12 protein-coding genes are annotated in these 18,174 nt (G+C 43.3%); 9 read left to right on the top strand and 3 right to left on the bottom strand.

What is annotated here, in order from left to right; translation table 11 throughout:
* Positions 1–83: 83 nt before the first annotated feature.
* Positions 84–605 (top strand): DUF6155 family protein, encoded by a 522-nt coding sequence (locus HMPREF0659_RS07700; RefSeq protein WP_013265671.1) that lies wholly within the window; start codon positions 84–86, stop codon positions 603–605.
* Positions 606–690: 85 nt separating this feature from the next.
* The gene (locus HMPREF0659_RS07695) at positions 691–1,182 is read left to right on the top strand and encodes a 3'-5' exonuclease (protein WP_013265055.1); all 492 of its coding nucleotides are present in this window, start codon (positions 691–693) and stop codon (positions 1,180–1,182) included.
* 658 nt (positions 1,183–1,840) lie between these two features.
* Here the strand turns inward: HMPREF0659_RS07695 and pheS are convergent.
* Positions 1,841–2,878, bottom strand: a complete 1,038-nt coding sequence (gene pheS / locus HMPREF0659_RS07690; RefSeq protein WP_013265326.1) for a phenylalanine--tRNA ligase subunit alpha — start codon at positions 2,876–2,878, stop codon at positions 1,841–1,843.
* A 141-nt stretch (positions 2,879–3,019) separates the two neighbouring features.
* On the opposite strand from pheS, the gene HMPREF0659_RS07685 reads away from it, so the two are divergent.
* From HMPREF0659_RS07685 to HMPREF0659_RS07675, 3 genes are all read left to right on the top strand, one after another.
* On the top strand, positions 3,020–3,877 hold the full coding sequence (locus HMPREF0659_RS07685; protein WP_013265826.1) for a DUF4348 domain-containing protein: 858 nt from the start codon (positions 3,020–3,022) through the stop codon (positions 3,875–3,877).
* A gap of 141 nt (positions 3,878–4,018) precedes the next feature.
* The gene (murB, locus tag HMPREF0659_RS07680; protein ID WP_262502353.1) at positions 4,019–5,038 is read left to right on the top strand and encodes a UDP-N-acetylmuramate dehydrogenase; all 1,020 of its coding nucleotides are present in this window, start codon (positions 4,019–4,021) and stop codon (positions 5,036–5,038) included.
* 191 nt (positions 5,039–5,229) lie between these two features.
* On the top strand, positions 5,230–6,060 hold the full coding sequence (locus HMPREF0659_RS07675; protein ID WP_013265235.1) for an MBL fold metallo-hydrolase: 831 nt from the start codon (positions 5,230–5,232) through the stop codon (positions 6,058–6,060).
* A 247-nt stretch (positions 6,061–6,307) separates the two neighbouring features.
* Here the strand turns inward: HMPREF0659_RS07675 and HMPREF0659_RS07670 are convergent, their stop codons facing one another.
* Together HMPREF0659_RS07670 and HMPREF0659_RS07665 are read right to left on the bottom strand one after the other, a co-directional pair.
* Positions 6,308–8,917, bottom strand: coding sequence for a fimbrillin family protein (locus tag HMPREF0659_RS07670; protein ID WP_044046032.1), 2,610 nt, complete (start codon positions 8,915–8,917; stop codon positions 6,308–6,310).
* Between the two features lie 50 nt (positions 8,918–8,967).
* Positions 8,968–9,162: a hypothetical protein gene (locus tag HMPREF0659_RS07665; RefSeq protein ID WP_044046031.1), complete on the bottom strand. Its 195-nt coding sequence runs from the start codon at positions 9,160–9,162 to the stop codon at positions 8,968–8,970.
* Positions 9,163–10,083: 921 nt separating this feature from the next.
* Here HMPREF0659_RS07665 and hflX point away from each other — a divergent pair.
* The 4 genes from hflX (at position 10,084) to HMPREF0659_RS07645 (ending at position 18,029) form a co-directional block, all read left to right on the top strand.
* Positions 10,084–11,334: a GTPase HflX gene (gene hflX / locus HMPREF0659_RS07660; RefSeq protein WP_013265581.1), complete on the top strand. Its 1,251-nt coding sequence runs from the start codon at positions 10,084–10,086 to the stop codon at positions 11,332–11,334.
* A 120-nt stretch (positions 11,335–11,454) separates the two neighbouring features.
* Entirely contained in the window at positions 11,455–13,308 is a 1,854-nt protein-coding gene (locus tag HMPREF0659_RS07655) for a DUF4954 family protein (protein ID WP_013265196.1), read from the top strand.
* 47 nt (positions 13,309–13,355) lie between these two features.
* Complete coding sequence (locus HMPREF0659_RS07650) at positions 13,356–16,286, top strand: M16 family metallopeptidase (protein WP_044046030.1); 2,931 nt, start codon at positions 13,356–13,358, stop codon at positions 16,284–16,286.
* A 96-nt stretch (positions 16,287–16,382) separates the two neighbouring features.
* Entirely contained in the window at positions 16,383–18,029 is a 1,647-nt protein-coding gene (locus HMPREF0659_RS07645; protein ID WP_013265368.1) for a fumarate hydratase, read from the top strand.
* Positions 18,030–18,174 lie beyond the last annotated feature (145 nt).

Raw genomic sequence — 18,174 nt, 5'->3', positions numbered from 1 at the left:
TTAAAAGAATAGAAATAAAGTTGTAACTTTGTGCGTAGCAACTTTATGTTAACAACAAACACTAATGTGGAGAGGACTCTGATATGACCAAATTAAAACTAAAGAAGCATCTGGCAGTACTACCTAAGGAAGACGTAATAAACCTTGTGTTGAGTCTGTATGATGCAAGTGCAGAAGCGAAGATGTATCTGGAAATGTATCTTACACCTGATTATAGCGCTGCATTGGAAAAGTATAAAAAGATTATTCGCAACGAATTCTTCCCTGATCGAGGCTTTTCTGATAAGCCTTCATTTGCAACTTGCCGCAAGGCAATCTCCGACTTCAAGAAGTTGAAAGCTAATGCCATCAGTCTTGGAGATCTAATGCTTTACTATATAGAGTTGGGATGTGAATACACAATGACCTTCGGTGATATGTGGGAACAGTATTATACTACATTAGAAACGAATTTTGAGAAAGCCTTGAAGCATATTTCCGACCATAACCTTGAGGAACATTTCAGACAGAGAATTGAAAGTATGCTTAATTCAACACAATGTGGTTGGGGTTTTTCCGATACCTTATGGGATATGTATTATGACTATTATGGTTGTCAAGAATGAACAAAAAGACTTTGTCTAAACAAACATAGAGCCTCATCTATAGATCTAAGATGTAGCAAACAACTAACAAATTCATAAAGAAACTATGCAGGATTTTGCAGCGATTGACTTTGAGACAGCTAACTTTGAACGATGTAGTGTATGCTCGGTGGGCGTGGTGATAGTAAGAGGAGGAGAGATTGTTGACAGTTTCTATTCGCTTATACAGCCCGAACCGAATTACTATCATTGGCGATGTACGCAGGTGCATGGGCTTACGTGTGCAGATACTGACGGCGCACCCGTATTCTGTGAGGTATGGAAGCAGATAGAGCCTATGATTGAAGGCTTACCACTTGTGGCCCATAACGCATCTTTCGACAAATCTTGTCTGAAGGCTTCCTTCTATACCTACCAAATGGATTACCCTGATTATGAGTTTCTTGATACACTGAAGGCTGCACGACGCCACTTCCCTCACCTCCCCGACCATCAGTTACAAACGGTTTCTTCTGCCTGTGGCTATGAACTAACCGACCACCATCACGCCCTCGCTGATGCGGAAGCTTGTGCGTGGATAGCACGTGAAATATTATAGGGTGGTGGGTGATAGGTGTTGGATGTTAGGTGATGATGATCACTTGGGTGGTAGGTGGTGGATATTAGGTGGTGATGATATGCTACGTAAGAGGTGTTGGTGATAACTATGATGGGCTTTTTCGAGAGGGTTTGTCTTCATAGTCTTTATATAAAGTCACCATTATATTTAATAAAGTCATCATCGTCTTTATATAAAGAGGATGTCAAGAATAAGGCTCGCACCCCTCTTCAACGAACGTACAGAGCCCCCGCACGTGTTGTGTTAAGGCTCCGCACATATAGTGTTAAGGCTTAATAGTAATCTTATTAGACAATGACTACATAAAAGAACATTGTTGATACGAATGGTATATGCTGTTAGAAAGAAGTTAGAATAGCCTTAGGGAGTGAGAAACATCTGATAGATTTGGGGTTATCCGTTATAAAAGACGGACCATTAAGCAGAATATATAGAAACGAAAATGGGTGTTGATGAATTGTTTAAAACTTCATCAACACCCATTACTTATTATCAAAATCTATAAAGTTTTTTATCTTTTACAGCGTATATTTCAAAGATGTTAAGTATAGAAAGGGCAAATCATCAACACCCATCATCAAACACCCAACACCTAAGTGCCCATCAACACCTAACACTTAACACCTTTCACCCAACACTACGCTCCCTCAAACTCGCGAAGGAAGCGGGTATCGTTCTCAGAGAAGAGGCGGAGGTCGCTTACACGATACTTGAGGTTGGCTATACGCTCAACACCCATACCGAAGGCATAACCTGTATATACGCTTGAATCAATGCCACAAGCCTCGAGGTCGTGTGGGTCAACCATACCACAACCAAGAATCTCAACCCATCCAGTGTGCTTACAGAAGCCGCAGCCCTCACCGCCACAGATGTTACAGCTGATATCCATCTCTGCGCTTGGCTCAGTGAATGGGAAATAGCTTGGACGAAGACGGATCTTTGTATCTGCACCAAACATCTCACGAGCAAAGGTGAGAAGCACCTGCTTTAGGTCGGTAAAGCTAACATTCTTATCAACATAAAGACCCTCTACCTGATGGAAGAAGCAGTGTGCACGAGCCGAGATAGCCTCATTACGATATACACGACCTGGGCAAAGAACACGGATTGGAGGTTCGTGTGTAGACATATAGTGTGCCTCATCATTAGAAGTGTGGCTACGGAGAAGAACGTTCTTCGTAACGTCCATCGTACTGCTGCGCTCAATAAAGAAGGTATCTTGCATATCACGTGCAGGATGATCAGCAGCAAAGTTCAACATAGTAAACACATGCTGGTCGTCATCAATCTCTGGACCCTGATAGAGAGTGAAACCCATACGAGCAAAGATATCAATAATCTCGTTCTTTACAAGTGTCAACGGATGACGTGTACCGAGGTTAATAGGATAAGCAGTACGTGTCAAGTCGATATCATCACTCTGTGCCTCACTTGTTTCAAGCTGGTCCTTGAGTTCGTTAATCTTGTCCTGTGCACTCTGCTTAAGTTCATTAATCTTCATGCCGACAACCTTCTTCTGGTCGGCTGCCACATTACGGAACTCGCCCATCAACGCATTGATTTCGCCTTTCTTACTGAGGTATTTCAGACGGAGTTGCTCCACATCATCAGCACTCTTAGCCGTGAGTGCACTCACTTCCTTGAGAAGTTCTTCTATCTTGTCTAATAACATAGTTCTTGATTATTTTCCTGCAAAGGTACAATTTATAATCGTAACGGAGAAATTACCCTAATATAAATTTATAAAAATACTGTCTTATTAGAAATAAATATTGTACATTTGCAGGAAATTTGAGATGAATAAAAAGAGAGTATGAAAAAAGCTTTTTTACTTATTGTGTGTGTTTGTGTAGCTATGGTAGCTGTTACTACAGGTTGCACAAGCAAGAAGGTTGATGGCGATGACAGTACAACTACTGATTCTACAGCAGCAGAAGACACTGACACTGTAGATAGCGTTGACTCTGCCACGGAGGTGATTGCTGCTACTCCTATGCCAAAGGCAGCAGACCAATTGTTTGATGACTTCTTCTTTAACTTTATTGCTAATAAGAAGTTGCAGATGAATCGTATTAAGTTCCCACTGCCTGTAGTCAATGGTACAAAGACTACGGAGCTGACTCGTGGAAACTGGAAGATGGATTATTTCTTCCGCAAACAGGGCTATTACACGCTTATCTTTGATAATGAGAAACAGATGAAGTTCTCTAAGTCTACCGACTTGGATAGTGTCATCGTTGAGAAGATACATTTAAAGAGAGGTACGATAGAGCAGTATTGGTTCGATCATCAGGATGGTAGCTGGAAGTTGAATCAGATTCGTAACATCACATTCAAGGATAGTTATAACGCATCTTTCTATACCTTCCTGTCACACTTCTTCGCAAATGGTGGTAAAGGGGCTGTGAAGAGTTCATTAGCTTATTCAGGTCCAGACCCTAATGGTGAGGAGACGAATGTGGTCAACACGACTATCCCTGCTGAAGAATGGTCATCATTCTTACCAGAACTTCCACACGAAATGATTTATAACATCCTTTATGGTCAGAAGTATTCAGACACAGATCGCAGGATTGTTACCTTCCGTGGGTTGTCTAATGGCGCTGAAACGCAGCTCATCTTTAAGCAGAATGGTAAGAGTTGGCGCTTAGAGAAGGTTGTAGCTTATTAACGAACAGACCCCTGCCTACCTTGGTAGTGGGTCTTTCTTTATTAAGAAACACCTGCTATTCATGTTATCATTGTGGATGATTTGATTCATAAAGAATAACACCTTTCTATAAATAGGAACAAAGGGAAACGCAAAAACAATATCAGAAACATGAAAATAGAACATAACTATAGTCTACTAAAGCATAATACCTTCGGCATTGACGCCAAATGTCAGCGTTTTGTTGAATACGAATCAGTAGAGGAAGCACAGGAACTTGTGCGCTCTTTAAAGGAAGAGGATTATCCACTACTGATTCTCGGTGGGGGTAGTAACCTTCTACTCACTGGTGATTTCAAGGGAACCGTACTCCACTCTGGCATCTCCTTTATCGAGCAAATCGACGAGGAACGTGTACGTTGTGGCTCAGCTTACGTATGGGATGATTTTGTAGACTATTGTGTTTCTCATGATCTCTATGGTGCAGAAAACCTTTCTATCATACCGGGAGAGTGCGGTGCAAGTGCTGTACAAAATATCGGAGCCTATGGTGTGGAAGCTAAAGACCTGATTGATGAGGTTGAGGCGGTGGAGATTGCCACTGGTGAAGTGCATCATTTCAAGAATGCTGATTGTGAATACAGCTATCGACAGAGTAAGTTTAAGCATGAATGGCGCAATAAGTATCTTATCACATCGGTGACCTATCGTCTTTCTAAGACTTATCAACCTAAACTCGATTATGGTAATATTCGTGCAGCATTGGCTGAACAAGGTATAGAAAATCCTACCGTAGCAGAACTTCGTCAGACGATTACTGACATCCGTAATGCGAAACTTCCTGACCCAAAGAAGATTGGTAATGCGGGTAGTTTCTTTATGAATCCTATCGTTCCAAAAGCTAAATATGAGGAGTTGGCAGCGCAATATGAACAGATGCCCCACTATACTATTGATGCTGACCATGAGAAGATTCCAGCTGGTTGGATGATTGAACAATGCGGTTGGAAGGGTAAGGCATTAGGTCCTGCAGGCGTTTACGATAAGCAGGCTTTGGTATTGGTGAACCTTGGTGGTGCAACAGGTGCTGACGTAGTCAGACTCTACCAGACAATTCAGCATGATGTGAAGGAGAAGTTTGGAATTGAGATACATCCAGAGGTGAATACTTTTCCAAATTAAAGCCTCCCCCAACCCCTCCGAAGAGAGGGGAGTGCTAAACAAAAGTAACTACTTCTTTAGGTTGTGGTATGGTTTAATATTAATACTTAATCCTAACAACTGCGATATCCAACCATAAACACTCGTTATAAATAAGCTTTTAATTAAGAAATGATTATAAAGCATCAAACCAACTTTTAAGAACATTCCCTTTGAAGCAAGAAGAACTCATAAACAACGAGCATTCCGTTAGGCACTCCCCTCCTTTGGAGGGGTTGGGGGAGGTCTTCACCTTCCTCGGCACTGGCACCTCCAATGGTGTTCCAGTACTTGGCTGTAGCTGTGATGTTTGTAAGAGTAAGGACCCACGCGACAACCGATTGCGCACCTCTGCTTTATTGGAAACGGCAAAGACGCGTATTGTCATTGACAGCGGTCCTGACTTTCGCCAACAGATGTTGCCACAACCTTTCCGTAAGATTGATGGCTTATTGATTACGCATATCCACTATGATCATGTAGGAGGGATTGATGATGTACGCCCTTATTGTGCATTGGGGGATATAGAAGTGTATGCCAACGAGAACACTTGTGACGGCTTACATCATAACTTCCCTTATTGTTTCACAGACAATCCCTATCCAGGAGTTCCAAAACTGAACCTTCATAGTATTCAACCGCATGTAAAGTTTACGATTGGTGACATCGAAGTGATGCCTATCTCTGTGATGCATGGCGGACTACCCATCCTCGGTTATCGCTTTGGGAAACTCGCTTATATAACAGATATGAAAACTATTAAGGAAGAGGAACTCCCTTATCTTGAAGGTGTTGAGACACTGGTTGTAAACGCTTTACGCTGGGAACGTGAACACCACTCCCATCAGTTGATATCTGAAGCCATTGATTTCAGCCGAAAGATAGGAGCAAAACGCACTTATTTAACCCATCTCACCCATAAGATTGGCTTACATGAAGAGGCACAAAAACTCCTTCCAAATGATGTTTTCTTTGCCTACGATGGTTTGAAGATTCACGTTTAATCTTAGTCGTATTAATGAACCTATAACTACAAAACAAGTTTGTTTTTAGTTTCCTGTCACTTTTAACATTTAAGGTTATATCATTGTATGATAGCCTGTTAAGTATCTAAAAAGAGTGACAACAGTGACAGGAAAAGTAAATAGTAATAACTTTCTCACTTTAAACCAAAAAAGCTGCAGCCATTACGACTGCAGCTTTTTTATGAAATATAGTAAAACAAGTTACTATAATTATTTAGTTAAAAGGCTATTCCTTGATTGGAAGGACACAGTAAGCCATTGATGGGTTAACAATTTTATTCTTTCCGTCTACTTGGATCTTACTATTTGCATCCGTAATACCAAAGATTGAGAATGCAGCGTCTGTACCATTGTTATTAATAAAACTCTTTTCACTCGTCCAATAGTAGCCAATATCTGGAGTCTTTGCCCCATCAGACACATATTCAGGATCCATATATCCCATCTTAGGACTCACAACATACTTATCATTACCAACCTTGCTCAACTGACTGGTACGTGGAACATGGAAGCCAGCAGGACTTGGATCGTAGATAGTCTTCACGAATGGACCTGTATATCCATAACCTGTTTCATTGTTAGCATCCCAAAGATTAAGATAAGAATTGGTATAACCAGGGTTATTATTCCAATCCCAAGTACCACCAAAGTATGTTGCTTTTGAAGTAAATACATACTCTAAGTGGCGTGGACGGCCCATCAGTCTTGGTTCCTGTACAGACTCTGCAAGAGAGATACCACCATCATATATGTTTGGTGATGCTGTCAAACCATCCATACCAGGCCAGAATGGATCCTTACGTCCCCACTGATAGTGCATTGCTTGACCTTCTGGAGTCTCCTCATGTGGCTTCTGCTTAAACACAACAGACGCTGTCTTACCAGAACGTGGCTGCTTAACAGTTACTTTCACGTAGCGGTCCTGTCTGTAAGTAGTACGCATCCACTTTGTTGGAACAAAGCCGATAGGCTCGCTAAGGAAGTGACCTGACTGTACGTCAGCAACCTCTTTACCTGTAATCCAGATATGCCATGACCATGCAACCTTGCCATTATAGTATACAGCAATGATGGCATTACCTGTCTCTATGTTGTTTTTATCAACCTCAAACTCCACATAAATATCTCTACCACCTAAATGTCCAGACGTATGTCCATTACGGTCTATACCTGTTACCTTCACCATGTTCGCCTTACTCTGCCACAAAACAGCAGCATTGCTTACCCACTGGTGAATGTCATGATAAGGCATCATGTAGTTATTTGTAGCCTGTTCTATACCTCCATGGAAATACTTCAAAGCATTTGCACTGCTTGTATTGTTCTGGAAAGAAAGCGTATTATCAGTAGAATTCTCGCGACTATTTCCATAGTACAATGGGAACTTATACTTACCAGGAGCAGAAACAATATAGCAGTTTGCAGTATATTGCTTGCCATTTATCATAGACAAGTCCTTGCGAGTTGTAACCTCTGTTGCAGCCTTTAACTCCTGATTACGAATCTGCGCATAGTCCTTATAATCGTTCGTCAGCTTGAGATTACCTACTTCACCAGATGTACCACCATTACCACTCTCAGTCATTGCTGTTACCATCTCTGGCTTTGTTGTTGTTGGAGCAGACCAGTTTGTACCATCCGTGCTTACCTCATAGCTTGCAACCTGCCATGCTTCAGCCTTGTCACGACTATTTCCTGAGAAGCCTTTCAAGCGACTATAGCTGGTTACAGTGAATGGAAGATCAAACTGATTGTACTCTCTTTCTGTTCCGTTTGTTGGTGTAATGGACAGTGTGAAGTCACGATCAGAGAGGTCCTTAGAGTTTGAAATGGTGTAAGTCTTTGTCGTTCCTTCAGCCCAAACCTTACCCGTTCCACCGATTTTACCTTCCCAATACTTACCACTTGCAAAGGTAATCTTCACCTTAGCATCGTCTGGAAGGGTCTGAGGAATCATGAAGAACGTACCATCACCGCCGTTCATCACTGTTCCAGGGTTCTGTGCAGTAGAGAAAGTAGGGTTCAACGTTAATGTATAGTTCTTCTTTGTTGTACCAACTGTCCATGTCTTGGTAGCGAGATCGTATGTTCCTTCACCATAAACATTCTGGATTTCAATCTTCTTTACCTCCTGATTATAAGAGAGGTCATTACCTATCTTAAACTGGATAGCCGTTGTGGCGTGAGTGAACAGCAATGGGACAGGTGTGCTAACATAGTTGTCGTAAGCCATATCAGCCGTCTTTGCCACCATGAGGTCAGCCTGTTGCTTCACGTCACTCTTAGGACTGAACTTGATAACAGGCTTCTGCGATGCACTGTAAGCAGCTGGGCTGATCTGCTGGTCAGCATCCTGTGCAGCTGGATAAACGGCATAGAACTTCAGCGTTGAAGCCTCAGACTTCTTCCACTTCTTAGGTGTTACCATCGTTCCGTTGGCATTCACCTTCTCATTATACATATAGTCAGGTGACACTCCACCGTTCTTACATGCGAAAACAGTAAACTGAGCGTCGATAGCTGTCTTCATCGTACCACGTGTAGCAGGTGTTTGCTGTACTGGATTAACACCCTCAATGGTGCTCTCCTCAAGTACAAAGCCTTTAGCATTAGCACCTGTCAAATTAATAGTGTGCGACTCGTAAACCTCTGGTGCCTTTGTCTTTGGCAAAGAAGCATCAGGTCTGTCCTGCACATCACTCGTACTAAACATGATACTCTCAGTTGGTTTCTGTGGATCCTGAGCTGTATCAATATCGCTACATGCGATAAAGAAAGCAGATGTTGCAGCTGTCAAGCCTAACATCACACGTGAAAATAAGAATCTTGAATTCATTTTTGATTTAGTCCTTTTACGTTTAATTACGTTGGTTATTAGCTCTTTTTTTATGGTTGTGGAGTACTTGTGTCACCACCTGATGCGGTATGTGTATCACCGTCTAACTCTTCTGTATCCCCATTTATCCAAGGACTTACGGAAGGTTCAAATGTTGTTTCAGGATCAGAACCTGCTAAAATACCCTCTGTTTCCACAACCAGAAATACCCGAATTTGTGGAATCTCATACTTTACTCTTTTCATACGTTTAAAAACTACCGTTAATTTAATTATATATATTTGTTTTGTGTTAAGTGTGAATTATTGCCAGCTATCTTTCAGCTGCCTTCTATAAGTTATCCATCGTTAGTTCTTCTATACTACAAGTTATCCGTTATTCGTCATAGAGAACTCTGTAAGTGGCAGAGAGTTATTTACTTACCCTAAATTGATTTCGGATGCAAAGTTACAATATAATCCTATAACAAAAATACATTTTAACAATTATTATCGAAAAATATAAAGTCAAATTGCATCGCGCATACAACAAATTCGACGAGAAAAGCAAGTAGAACATAGGGAAATATAGGCATCAGACGATAAAAGAAAGCTATCATACGTGACGATAAATGTAAGTGATTGGCGTACAGGCATTCCATAATAATCTTTCATATTAAGCACCCGCACCACACGTGTTAAGCCTCCGCACCATATGTGCTAAGCCTTCGCACGTATCATTTCTATTAATCATCCGCTATCTAATAGTCCCCATTTATAAAGGAATCTATAAGGAAAGAAGGGATGATAAATTATAAGAAAAAGAGGAAAGAAAGAAAAAAGTATCTAAGAGAGTGAACTTAACCCAAATCGGCATTAGACCACAATATGTATAGTTCTTCTTACGATGGTATTGTTTCCTAACATCTTTTATTTTCTTATCGGCATCTTGCTTGGCTTTGTAACTTGACGTAGCCCGCTACGCCTGCGTTGCAAAGTCAAGCAATCTACTCGATAATAAAACAAAATATGTTTAGACTCTAATGACCGAATTGGGTTTAAAGATAATAAAAACAACATATCTCATTAGTATCTTTCATTTTTTTTGAGTACCTTTGCCCTGTGCATTGTGTACTTATTCTAACAAAGAATTTGTGCGCTAAACATCAAGTAAAAAGAGACAATTGAATGAAAGAATTTATCATATCTGACGTCAAGGCGGAAACAGCCATCCTTGTGGGTCTTATTACAAAGGACCAGAACGAGGACAAGACGAAGGAATATCTTGACGAATTAGAGTTCCTCGCTGATACTGCTGGTGCTATCACAGTGAAGCGATTCACACAGAGAGTGACAGGTCCAAGCTCTGTTACATACGTCGGCAAGGGTAAACTTGAAGAAATAAGAGATTACATCAAGATGAAAGAAGACGAGGAGGAGCCTATCGGTATGGTCATCTTCGACGACGAGTTGTCGGCAAAGCAGATGCGTAATATCGAACAGGAACTCGGTGTGAAGATATTAGACCGTACCTCTCTCATCCTCGACATCTTTGCTATGCGTGCCCAGACAGCCAACGCAAAGACACAGGTTGAGTTGGCACAGTATCGCTATATGCTCCCACGTCTGCAACGTCTGTGGACTCACTTGGAGCGTCAGGGTGGCGGTTCAGGCTCTGGTGGCGGTAAAGGTTCGGTAGGTTTGCGTGGTCCGGGTGAGACCCAGTTGGAGATGGACCGCCGTATCATCTTGCAGCGTATGACCCTCTTAAAGCAAAGACTTGCTGAGATTGACAAGCAGAAGGTAACACAGCGTAAGAACCGTGGCCGTATGATTCGTGTTGCCTTGGTGGGTTACACGAACGTGGGTAAGTCAACCACCATGAACCTCTTGGCTAAGAGCGAGGTATTTGCAGAGAACAAACTCTTCGCAACACTCGACACAACTGTGCGCAAGGTCGTTGTAGACAATCTTCCGTTCCTGTTAGCTGACACCGTTGGATTTATCCGTAAGTTGCCAACCGACTTGGTTGATTCGTTTAAGTCAACACTCGATGAGGTGCGCGAAGCCGACCTTCTCTTGCACGTTGTGGACATATCACATCCTGACTTTGAGGAACAAATACAGGTAGTCAACCAGACTTTGTCTGAACTTGGTTGTGCTGACAAGCCATCAATGATTATCTTCAACAAGATTGACAACTATCATTGGGTGGAGAAAGAGGAAGACGACCTCACGCCAGCAACCAAAGAGAATATCACCTTGGACGAACTAAAGAAGACATGGATGGCTAAGGAGCATGACAACTGTCTCTTTATTTCAGCCAAGGAAAAGGAGAATATCGACGAGTTCAGAGAGGTGCTTTACAAGAAAGTACGCGAACTCCACGTGCAGAAGTATCCTTACAATGACTTCCTTTACAATATCGAAGAGGAATAAAGACTATTGGGCATATTTGCCTTATTGGGCTTATTAGGCTAATAAGGCTAATGGGGCTAATAAGCCTAATAAACCCAATAAGCCTAATAAGGCTAATAACAACAACTAAAAGAAAAGTTTATGCAATATCGTTCCCTTACCTTTGAAGAGATTGAGATACTCGAGAGCAATAGCTGCTGGGCAGAAGATTGGAGTCGAGTAGAGGTTGCGGAGGACGGATTTCAAGCGAAATTCTTCCACCGTGTCATGTTCTATGGTGACGTACAGTTGGGAAGTGTCCAGAAAGAAGTCGAGATAACAAAGGGCTTCGTCAAACATTCTGGTATCAATGATGCAACCCTACGTAATGTGACCGTTGGTAACGACTGCCTTATTGAGAAGGTGGGGAATTATATTAATAACTATACCATCGGTGACGACTGCCTCATCTCTAACATCTCTGTCATGGAGACTACGGAAGGAGCTACCTATGGAGAAGGTAATCTTATCTCGGTGCTGAACGAGGTGGGCGACGGCAATGTGATTTTCTTCCACGACCTCAATAGCCAGTTTGCAGCCTTTATGGTGAAGCATTTCAACGACAAAGACCTCAAGAATGCTATCCGAAGATTAGTGAAAGAGGAGATTGCTCGCACCAATCCAGAACGTGGAACGATTGGCAACAATGTGAAGATTGTCAACACAAGGGAGATTACCAACACGGTTATTCAGGACGATTGCGAGATTTCTGGTGCAAGTCGTTTGAGCGATTGTACCATTCTCAGCTCTGAATATGCCAGCGTTTACATCGGTACAGGTGTCATCTGTGAGAACTCTATCATATCAGATGGCTCCAGCATTGTGAACAGTGTGAAAATGCAAGACTGCTTCGTGGGTGAAGCCTGTCAGATAAGCAATGGCTTCACAGCCTCACAGAGTGTCTTCTTTGCCAATTCCTTTATGTCAAACGGTGAGGCGTGCGCAGCTTTCTGCGGTCCGTTCTGTGCCTCACATCATAAGAGTTCACTGCTCATTGGTGGTATGTTCTCTTTCTATAACGCAGGTTCTGGTACCAACTTCTCTAACCATGCCTATAAGATGGGACCAATGCACTGGGGTATCTTGGAGCGTGGAACGAAGACTGCCAGTGGTAGTTATCTGCTCATGCCAGCAACGATCGGTACGTTCTCCGTATGTTTCGGTAAGCTGATGCACCACCCTAACACGACTGCCCTCCCCTTCTCTTACCTCATTGCAGAGGCTGATAAGATGTATCTCGTGCCCGGTCGTAACATCACAACGGTTGGTCTTTATCGCGACATACGCAAGTGGCCAAAGCGTGATATGCGTCCACAGCAGACACAGAAGAGTATTGTCAACTTCGATTGGCTATCACCTTACTCTGTTGGAGAGATTCTGCAGGGAAAGAAGATACTTGAGAATCTGCGACAGGCAAGTGGTGACAATGTTTCGTCTTATAACTATCATGAATACGTTATCAATGCTACCAGTCTGCGAAAAGGTATCAAATATTATGACATCGCACTGCGCATCTACATGGGAGCGGTACTGAAACGTGCACACAAATGGGGCTTCTTTGGTAAGCCACAGACCGAAGTAGGACTTGGACGATGGGACGACCTCTCTGGTCTTCTGCTCCCTGTATCAGAAGAGCGACGCCTCATCGAAGATATCAAGAGCGGTAGTCTTGAAACGATAGAAGAGGTGGTTAACCGCTTCCGAGAGATTAACGAGAACTATCGTATCTATCAATGGGCGTGGACCTATCGCATGATTCTGGAATACTACGGCATTAATGAGATTTCTCCCGAGGACGATGCACGCATCAAACAGGATTATATCGAGGCACGGCGTGCATGGATTGCAGAGATTAAAAAGGATGCCGAGAAGGAGTTTGAGATGGGCGATGTAGACAGAGAGGTCTTTGAATCGTTCGTTAATAGCCTTGATCATGAGGTTGATTTTGAGAATTAATCATTACATTCTCTACCCAATTATAACAATAAACAAATACTGATTGTATGAAAAAACATTTCCTTAACAGTACCCTCATGCAGGGGCTAAGCTTAGGACTATTGTTCCTATTTGCATCTGTGACGGCTTATGCGCAGCGTTACAGCTATGAGAGCATACCGAATGACCCGATGCAGACACGTATCTACACACTGAAAAACGGCCTGAAAATCTATCTTTCTGTCAACAAAGAGAAGCCACGTGTACAGACATATATCGCTGTGCGCACAGGTTCTCGCAATGACCCAAAGGAGACAACAGGTCTTGCACACTACTTAGAGCACCTTATGTTTAAGGGTACTACCCACTTTGGTTCGTCTAATGTGGAGGCTGAACGCCCTTACCTCGACTCTATCGAGGCTCGTTTCGAGCAGTATCGCCATATCACTGACCCAGCTGCACGCAAGCAATGGTACCACCAGATTGACTCTATCTCACAACTTGCAGCTCGTTATAACATTCCAAACGAGTATGACAAGATGATGACAGCCATCGGTAGTGAGGGTACAAACGCTTATACTTCTAATGATGTAACTTGCTATGTAGAGAATATTCCATCTAATGAGATTGACACTTGGGCAAGAGTTCAGGGCGATCGTTTCCAGAATATGGTTATCCGTGGCTTCCATACAGAGTTGGAGGCGGTGTATGAAGAGTATAACATCGGTCTTTCAAGCGACTGGCGTAAAGTCTATGCAGCCCTCTTTGCAAAGCTCTTCCCTACCCACCCATACGGTACACAGACCACTATCGGACTTGGTGAGCACCTGAAGAATCCTTCAATCACCAACATCAAGAACTATTTTAACAAATACTACGTCCCAAACAACATCGCTATCTGTCTTTCAGGCGACCTCGACCCAGACAAGACAGTAGCTTCGATTGAGAAGTATTTTGGCAATTGGAAGCCAAGCGCCCACATCGACGTACCACAGTTCCCAGCTCAACCAGCCCTCACAGCACCCGTTGATACGACTGTTGTTGGTAAGGAAGCTCCTATGCTCTTCATGGGTTGGCGTGCAGACGCAAGTAAGTCTTTGCAGTTAGATACATTAGAGGTTATAGCACAACTCTTGTCTAACGGACAAGCAGGACTCTTCGACCTCGACCTCAGCCAGAAGCTGAAGGTACAGGAGGTTAGCGCAGGTATCGCAGATATGGACGAATATTCGGTATTCTATGTCTATGGACAGCCAAAGAGTGGACAGACTTTGCAGGAGGTGCGCAGCCTTGCTTTGTCTGAAATTGAGAAACTCAAGAAGGGTAACTTCTCTGATGATCTCTTGCCATCTATCGTTAACAACTACAAGCGTTACTATTATACGCAGTTAGATAACAACCAGTTCCGTGCAAAGCAGTATGTGGATGCCTTCATTAACCACAAAGACTGGAAGCAGGAGGTGGATAAACTCAATCGTATTTCAAAGTTAACAAAGGCTGAGATAGTAAAGTTTGCTAATCAATTCTTCCGTAACGACTTCGCTTGTGTCTACAAGGAGCAAGGTAACGATACTACTATTAAGAAGGTTGAGAAGCCTACTATCACTCCAATCCCAACCAACAACGACAAGCAGAGTGACTTCCTCAAGGAGATTGTAAACACCAAGACAACTCCTATCCAGCCACAGTTTGTTAACTACAAGCGCGACCTTACCAAGGCAACAACACAAAAGGGTCTTCCTGTTCTCTATAAGCAGGACAAAACAAACGACCTCTTTACACTTTGCTTCGTAGTTCCTTACGGTGACGAACATAACCCAATGCTCAGCTATGCAGCTGGTTATCTTGATTACTTAGGTACCAATAAGCTCAGCAACGAGCAGATTAAGCAGCAGTTCTATAAGTTAGCTTGCGACTATAGCATCTCTGAAAGAAACGAAGTTTCATACATTACGTTAAGTGGTCTCAACTCTAACCTGCCTCAGGCACTTGCTCTGTTGAACAACTTACTCAGTAATGCAAAGGTTGACAAGGAGGCTTACGACCTCTATGTAGAGCAGATTCTAAAGTCACGCAGCGATAACAAAGCCAACCAGAAGGCTAACTTCGCTGCCCTCAGAAACTATGCTACCTACGGAAAGTACAACCCTACTCGCAACATTCCAAGTGAACAGGAGTTGAAGTCAATCAACCCACAGGTACTGCTTAACCTTTTGAAGAACTTGAAGAACTATAAGTTGACAGTGCTTTACTACGGTCCTTCAAGCCTGAAAGAGGTTGACCAGCTTGTCAGCAAGACTATCCAGACACCAAAGAAGTTCGCTGCAGTGCCTACTATCAAGCGTTATACTGAGGAGACAACACCTAAGAACGAGGTTCTTATTGCACCTTACGATGCAAAGAATATCTACATGGTTCAGCTCCACAATCAGAACCAGAAGTGGTCTGCCGACCGTGCCCCTATCATTGCCCTCTTCAATGAATACTTCGGAGGTGGTATGAATGCCATCGTCTTCCAAGAGTTACGTGAGGCACGTGGTTTGGCTTATTCAGCTTCAGCTGTCTATGCATCTCCTTATCGTTTAGGAGGTAATGAGAGTTTCTACACCTACATCATCACACAGAATGACAAGATGATGGACTGTGTGAGAGAGTTCAACAAGCTTCTCAACAACGTACCTGTACGCCAGAGTGGCTTTGACCTCGCCAAGCAAAGCTTGATGAAGAGCCTTGCTTCTGCTCGTACAACTAAGTACTCTATCCTCACCTCTTATCTTGCAGCACAGCGTTTAGGTCTTGACTGCTCATTGAGTGAAAAGATTTACAACGCCCTTCCAAGTCTGCAACTGCAGGATGTTATTAACTTCGAGAAGGAGTATATTGCCAACAAGCCATTCAAGTATATCATCCTTGGTAACGAGAAAGAACTTGACCTCAAGGCATTAGAAAAGATTGCACCTATCAAGAGAGTGACAACAGAAGAAATCTTCGGCTATTAATAAACAGTAAGAAAAGAATACAAAAACATATTATAAACAAATAGAAAAAACCCTGTCTGCCCTACCGATTAAGGGCAGACAGGTAAACAAAACATTATGGCAGAATTCAAGTATGCACCAATGTTCCAATTGGGCAAAGATGACACCGAGTATCGTCTGGTATCAAAGGAAGGTATCAGCGTTGGTGAGTTTGAAGGTAAAGAGATTCTGAAGGTAAGCAAAGAAGCACTTACTTTATTAGCACAGGAGGCTTTCCACGATTGTGAGTTCATGCTCCGTCGTGCACACAATGAGCAAGTTGCAAAGATTCTGACCGACCCAGAGGCATCAGAAAACGACAAGTACGTGGCACTCCAGTTCCTCCGCAATGCTGAGACAGCTGTGAAGGGTGTACTGCCTTTCTGCCAGGACACGGGTACTGCTATCATTCACGGTGAGAAGGGTCAGCAGGTATGGACTGGTTTCGAGGACGAGGAGGCACTCTCTCGTGGTGTCTTCAACACCTTTACACAAGAGAATCTCCGCTACTCACAGAACGCTCCGCTCAATATGTACGATGAGGTAAATACCAAGTGTAACCTCCCTGCACAGATTGATATTGAGGCTGTTGAGGGCGCTGAATATCGTTTCGTAATGGTAGCAAAGGGTGGTGGCTCTGCTAACAAGACCTACTTCTACCCAATGACCAAAGCTACTATCCAGAATGAGGGTACGCTCATTCCTTTCCTCGTTGAGAAGATGAAGAGCCTCGGTACTGCTGCTTGTCCTCCTTATCACATCTGTTTCGTGATTGGTGGTACTTCTGCTGAGAAGAACCTCCTCACCGTTAAGCTCGGAAGTATCAAGTATTACGACAATCTTCCTACTACTGGCGACGAGACAGGACGTGCTTTCCGCGACATCGACCTTGAGGAGAAGCTCCTCAAAGAGGCTCATAAGATTGGTCTTGGTGCACAGTTCGGTGGTAAGTACCTTGCTCACGACATCCGCATCATCCGTCTGCCACGTCACGGTGCAAGCTGCCCTATCGGCATGGGTGTTAGCTGTTCTGCTGACCGTAACATCAAAGCGAAGATCAATAAGGACGGTATTTGGTTGGAGAAGATGGACACCAACCCAAGCGAGTTGATTCCAGAGGAGTATCGCAAGCCAGGAGAAGGTGCGAAGGGCATAGAAATCGACCTCGACAAGGGTATGGATGCCGTTCGTGCTGAGCTGACAAAGTATCCTGTTTCAACACGTGTTAACCTCAAGGGTACTATCATCGTGGCACGTGACATTGCTCACGCTAAGCTCAAGGCACGTTTGGATGCTGGCGAGGAATTGCCTGATTACATCAAGAATTACCCTGTCCTCTATGCAGGACCAGCCAAGACACCAGAGGGCTACCCATGTGGTTCAATGGGACCTACCACTGCCAACCGTATGGACCCATACGTTGACGAGTTCCAGGAGCATGGTGGTTCACTCGTGATGATTGCTAAGGGTAACCGTACACAGGCTGTGACAGATGCTTGCCAGAAGCATGGTGGTTTCTACCTCGGTACTATCGGTGGTGTGGCTGCCGTTCTCTCACAGAGCAGCATCAAGAGTATCGAGTGCGTAGAGTATCCTGAATTGGGTATGGAAGCTGTTTGGAAGATTACCGTTGAGGACTTCCCTGCCTTCATCCTTGTTGACGATAAGGGTCACGACTTCTTCAAAGAGCTGAAGCCTTGGACAGGCTGCAGCTGCGAGAAGTAATCCACACAGCACATAAATCAGCTATACCAACGATGCTATCAAGCGTAAATCGCAGGAAAGGATATCCCTTTCCCTAACGAAACATAGGTATAGCCTCATCTTACAAAGCGGTATAAGACGAACTTTTACAACGTCTTTATACCGC

It is taken from the genome of Prevotella melaninogenica ATCC 25845, assembly GCF_000144405.1.
Taxonomy (GTDB): Bacteria; Bacteroidota; Bacteroidia; order Bacteroidales; family Bacteroidaceae; genus Prevotella; species Prevotella melaninogenica.
This window is presented reverse-complemented; position numbering and strand designations above follow the sequence as displayed.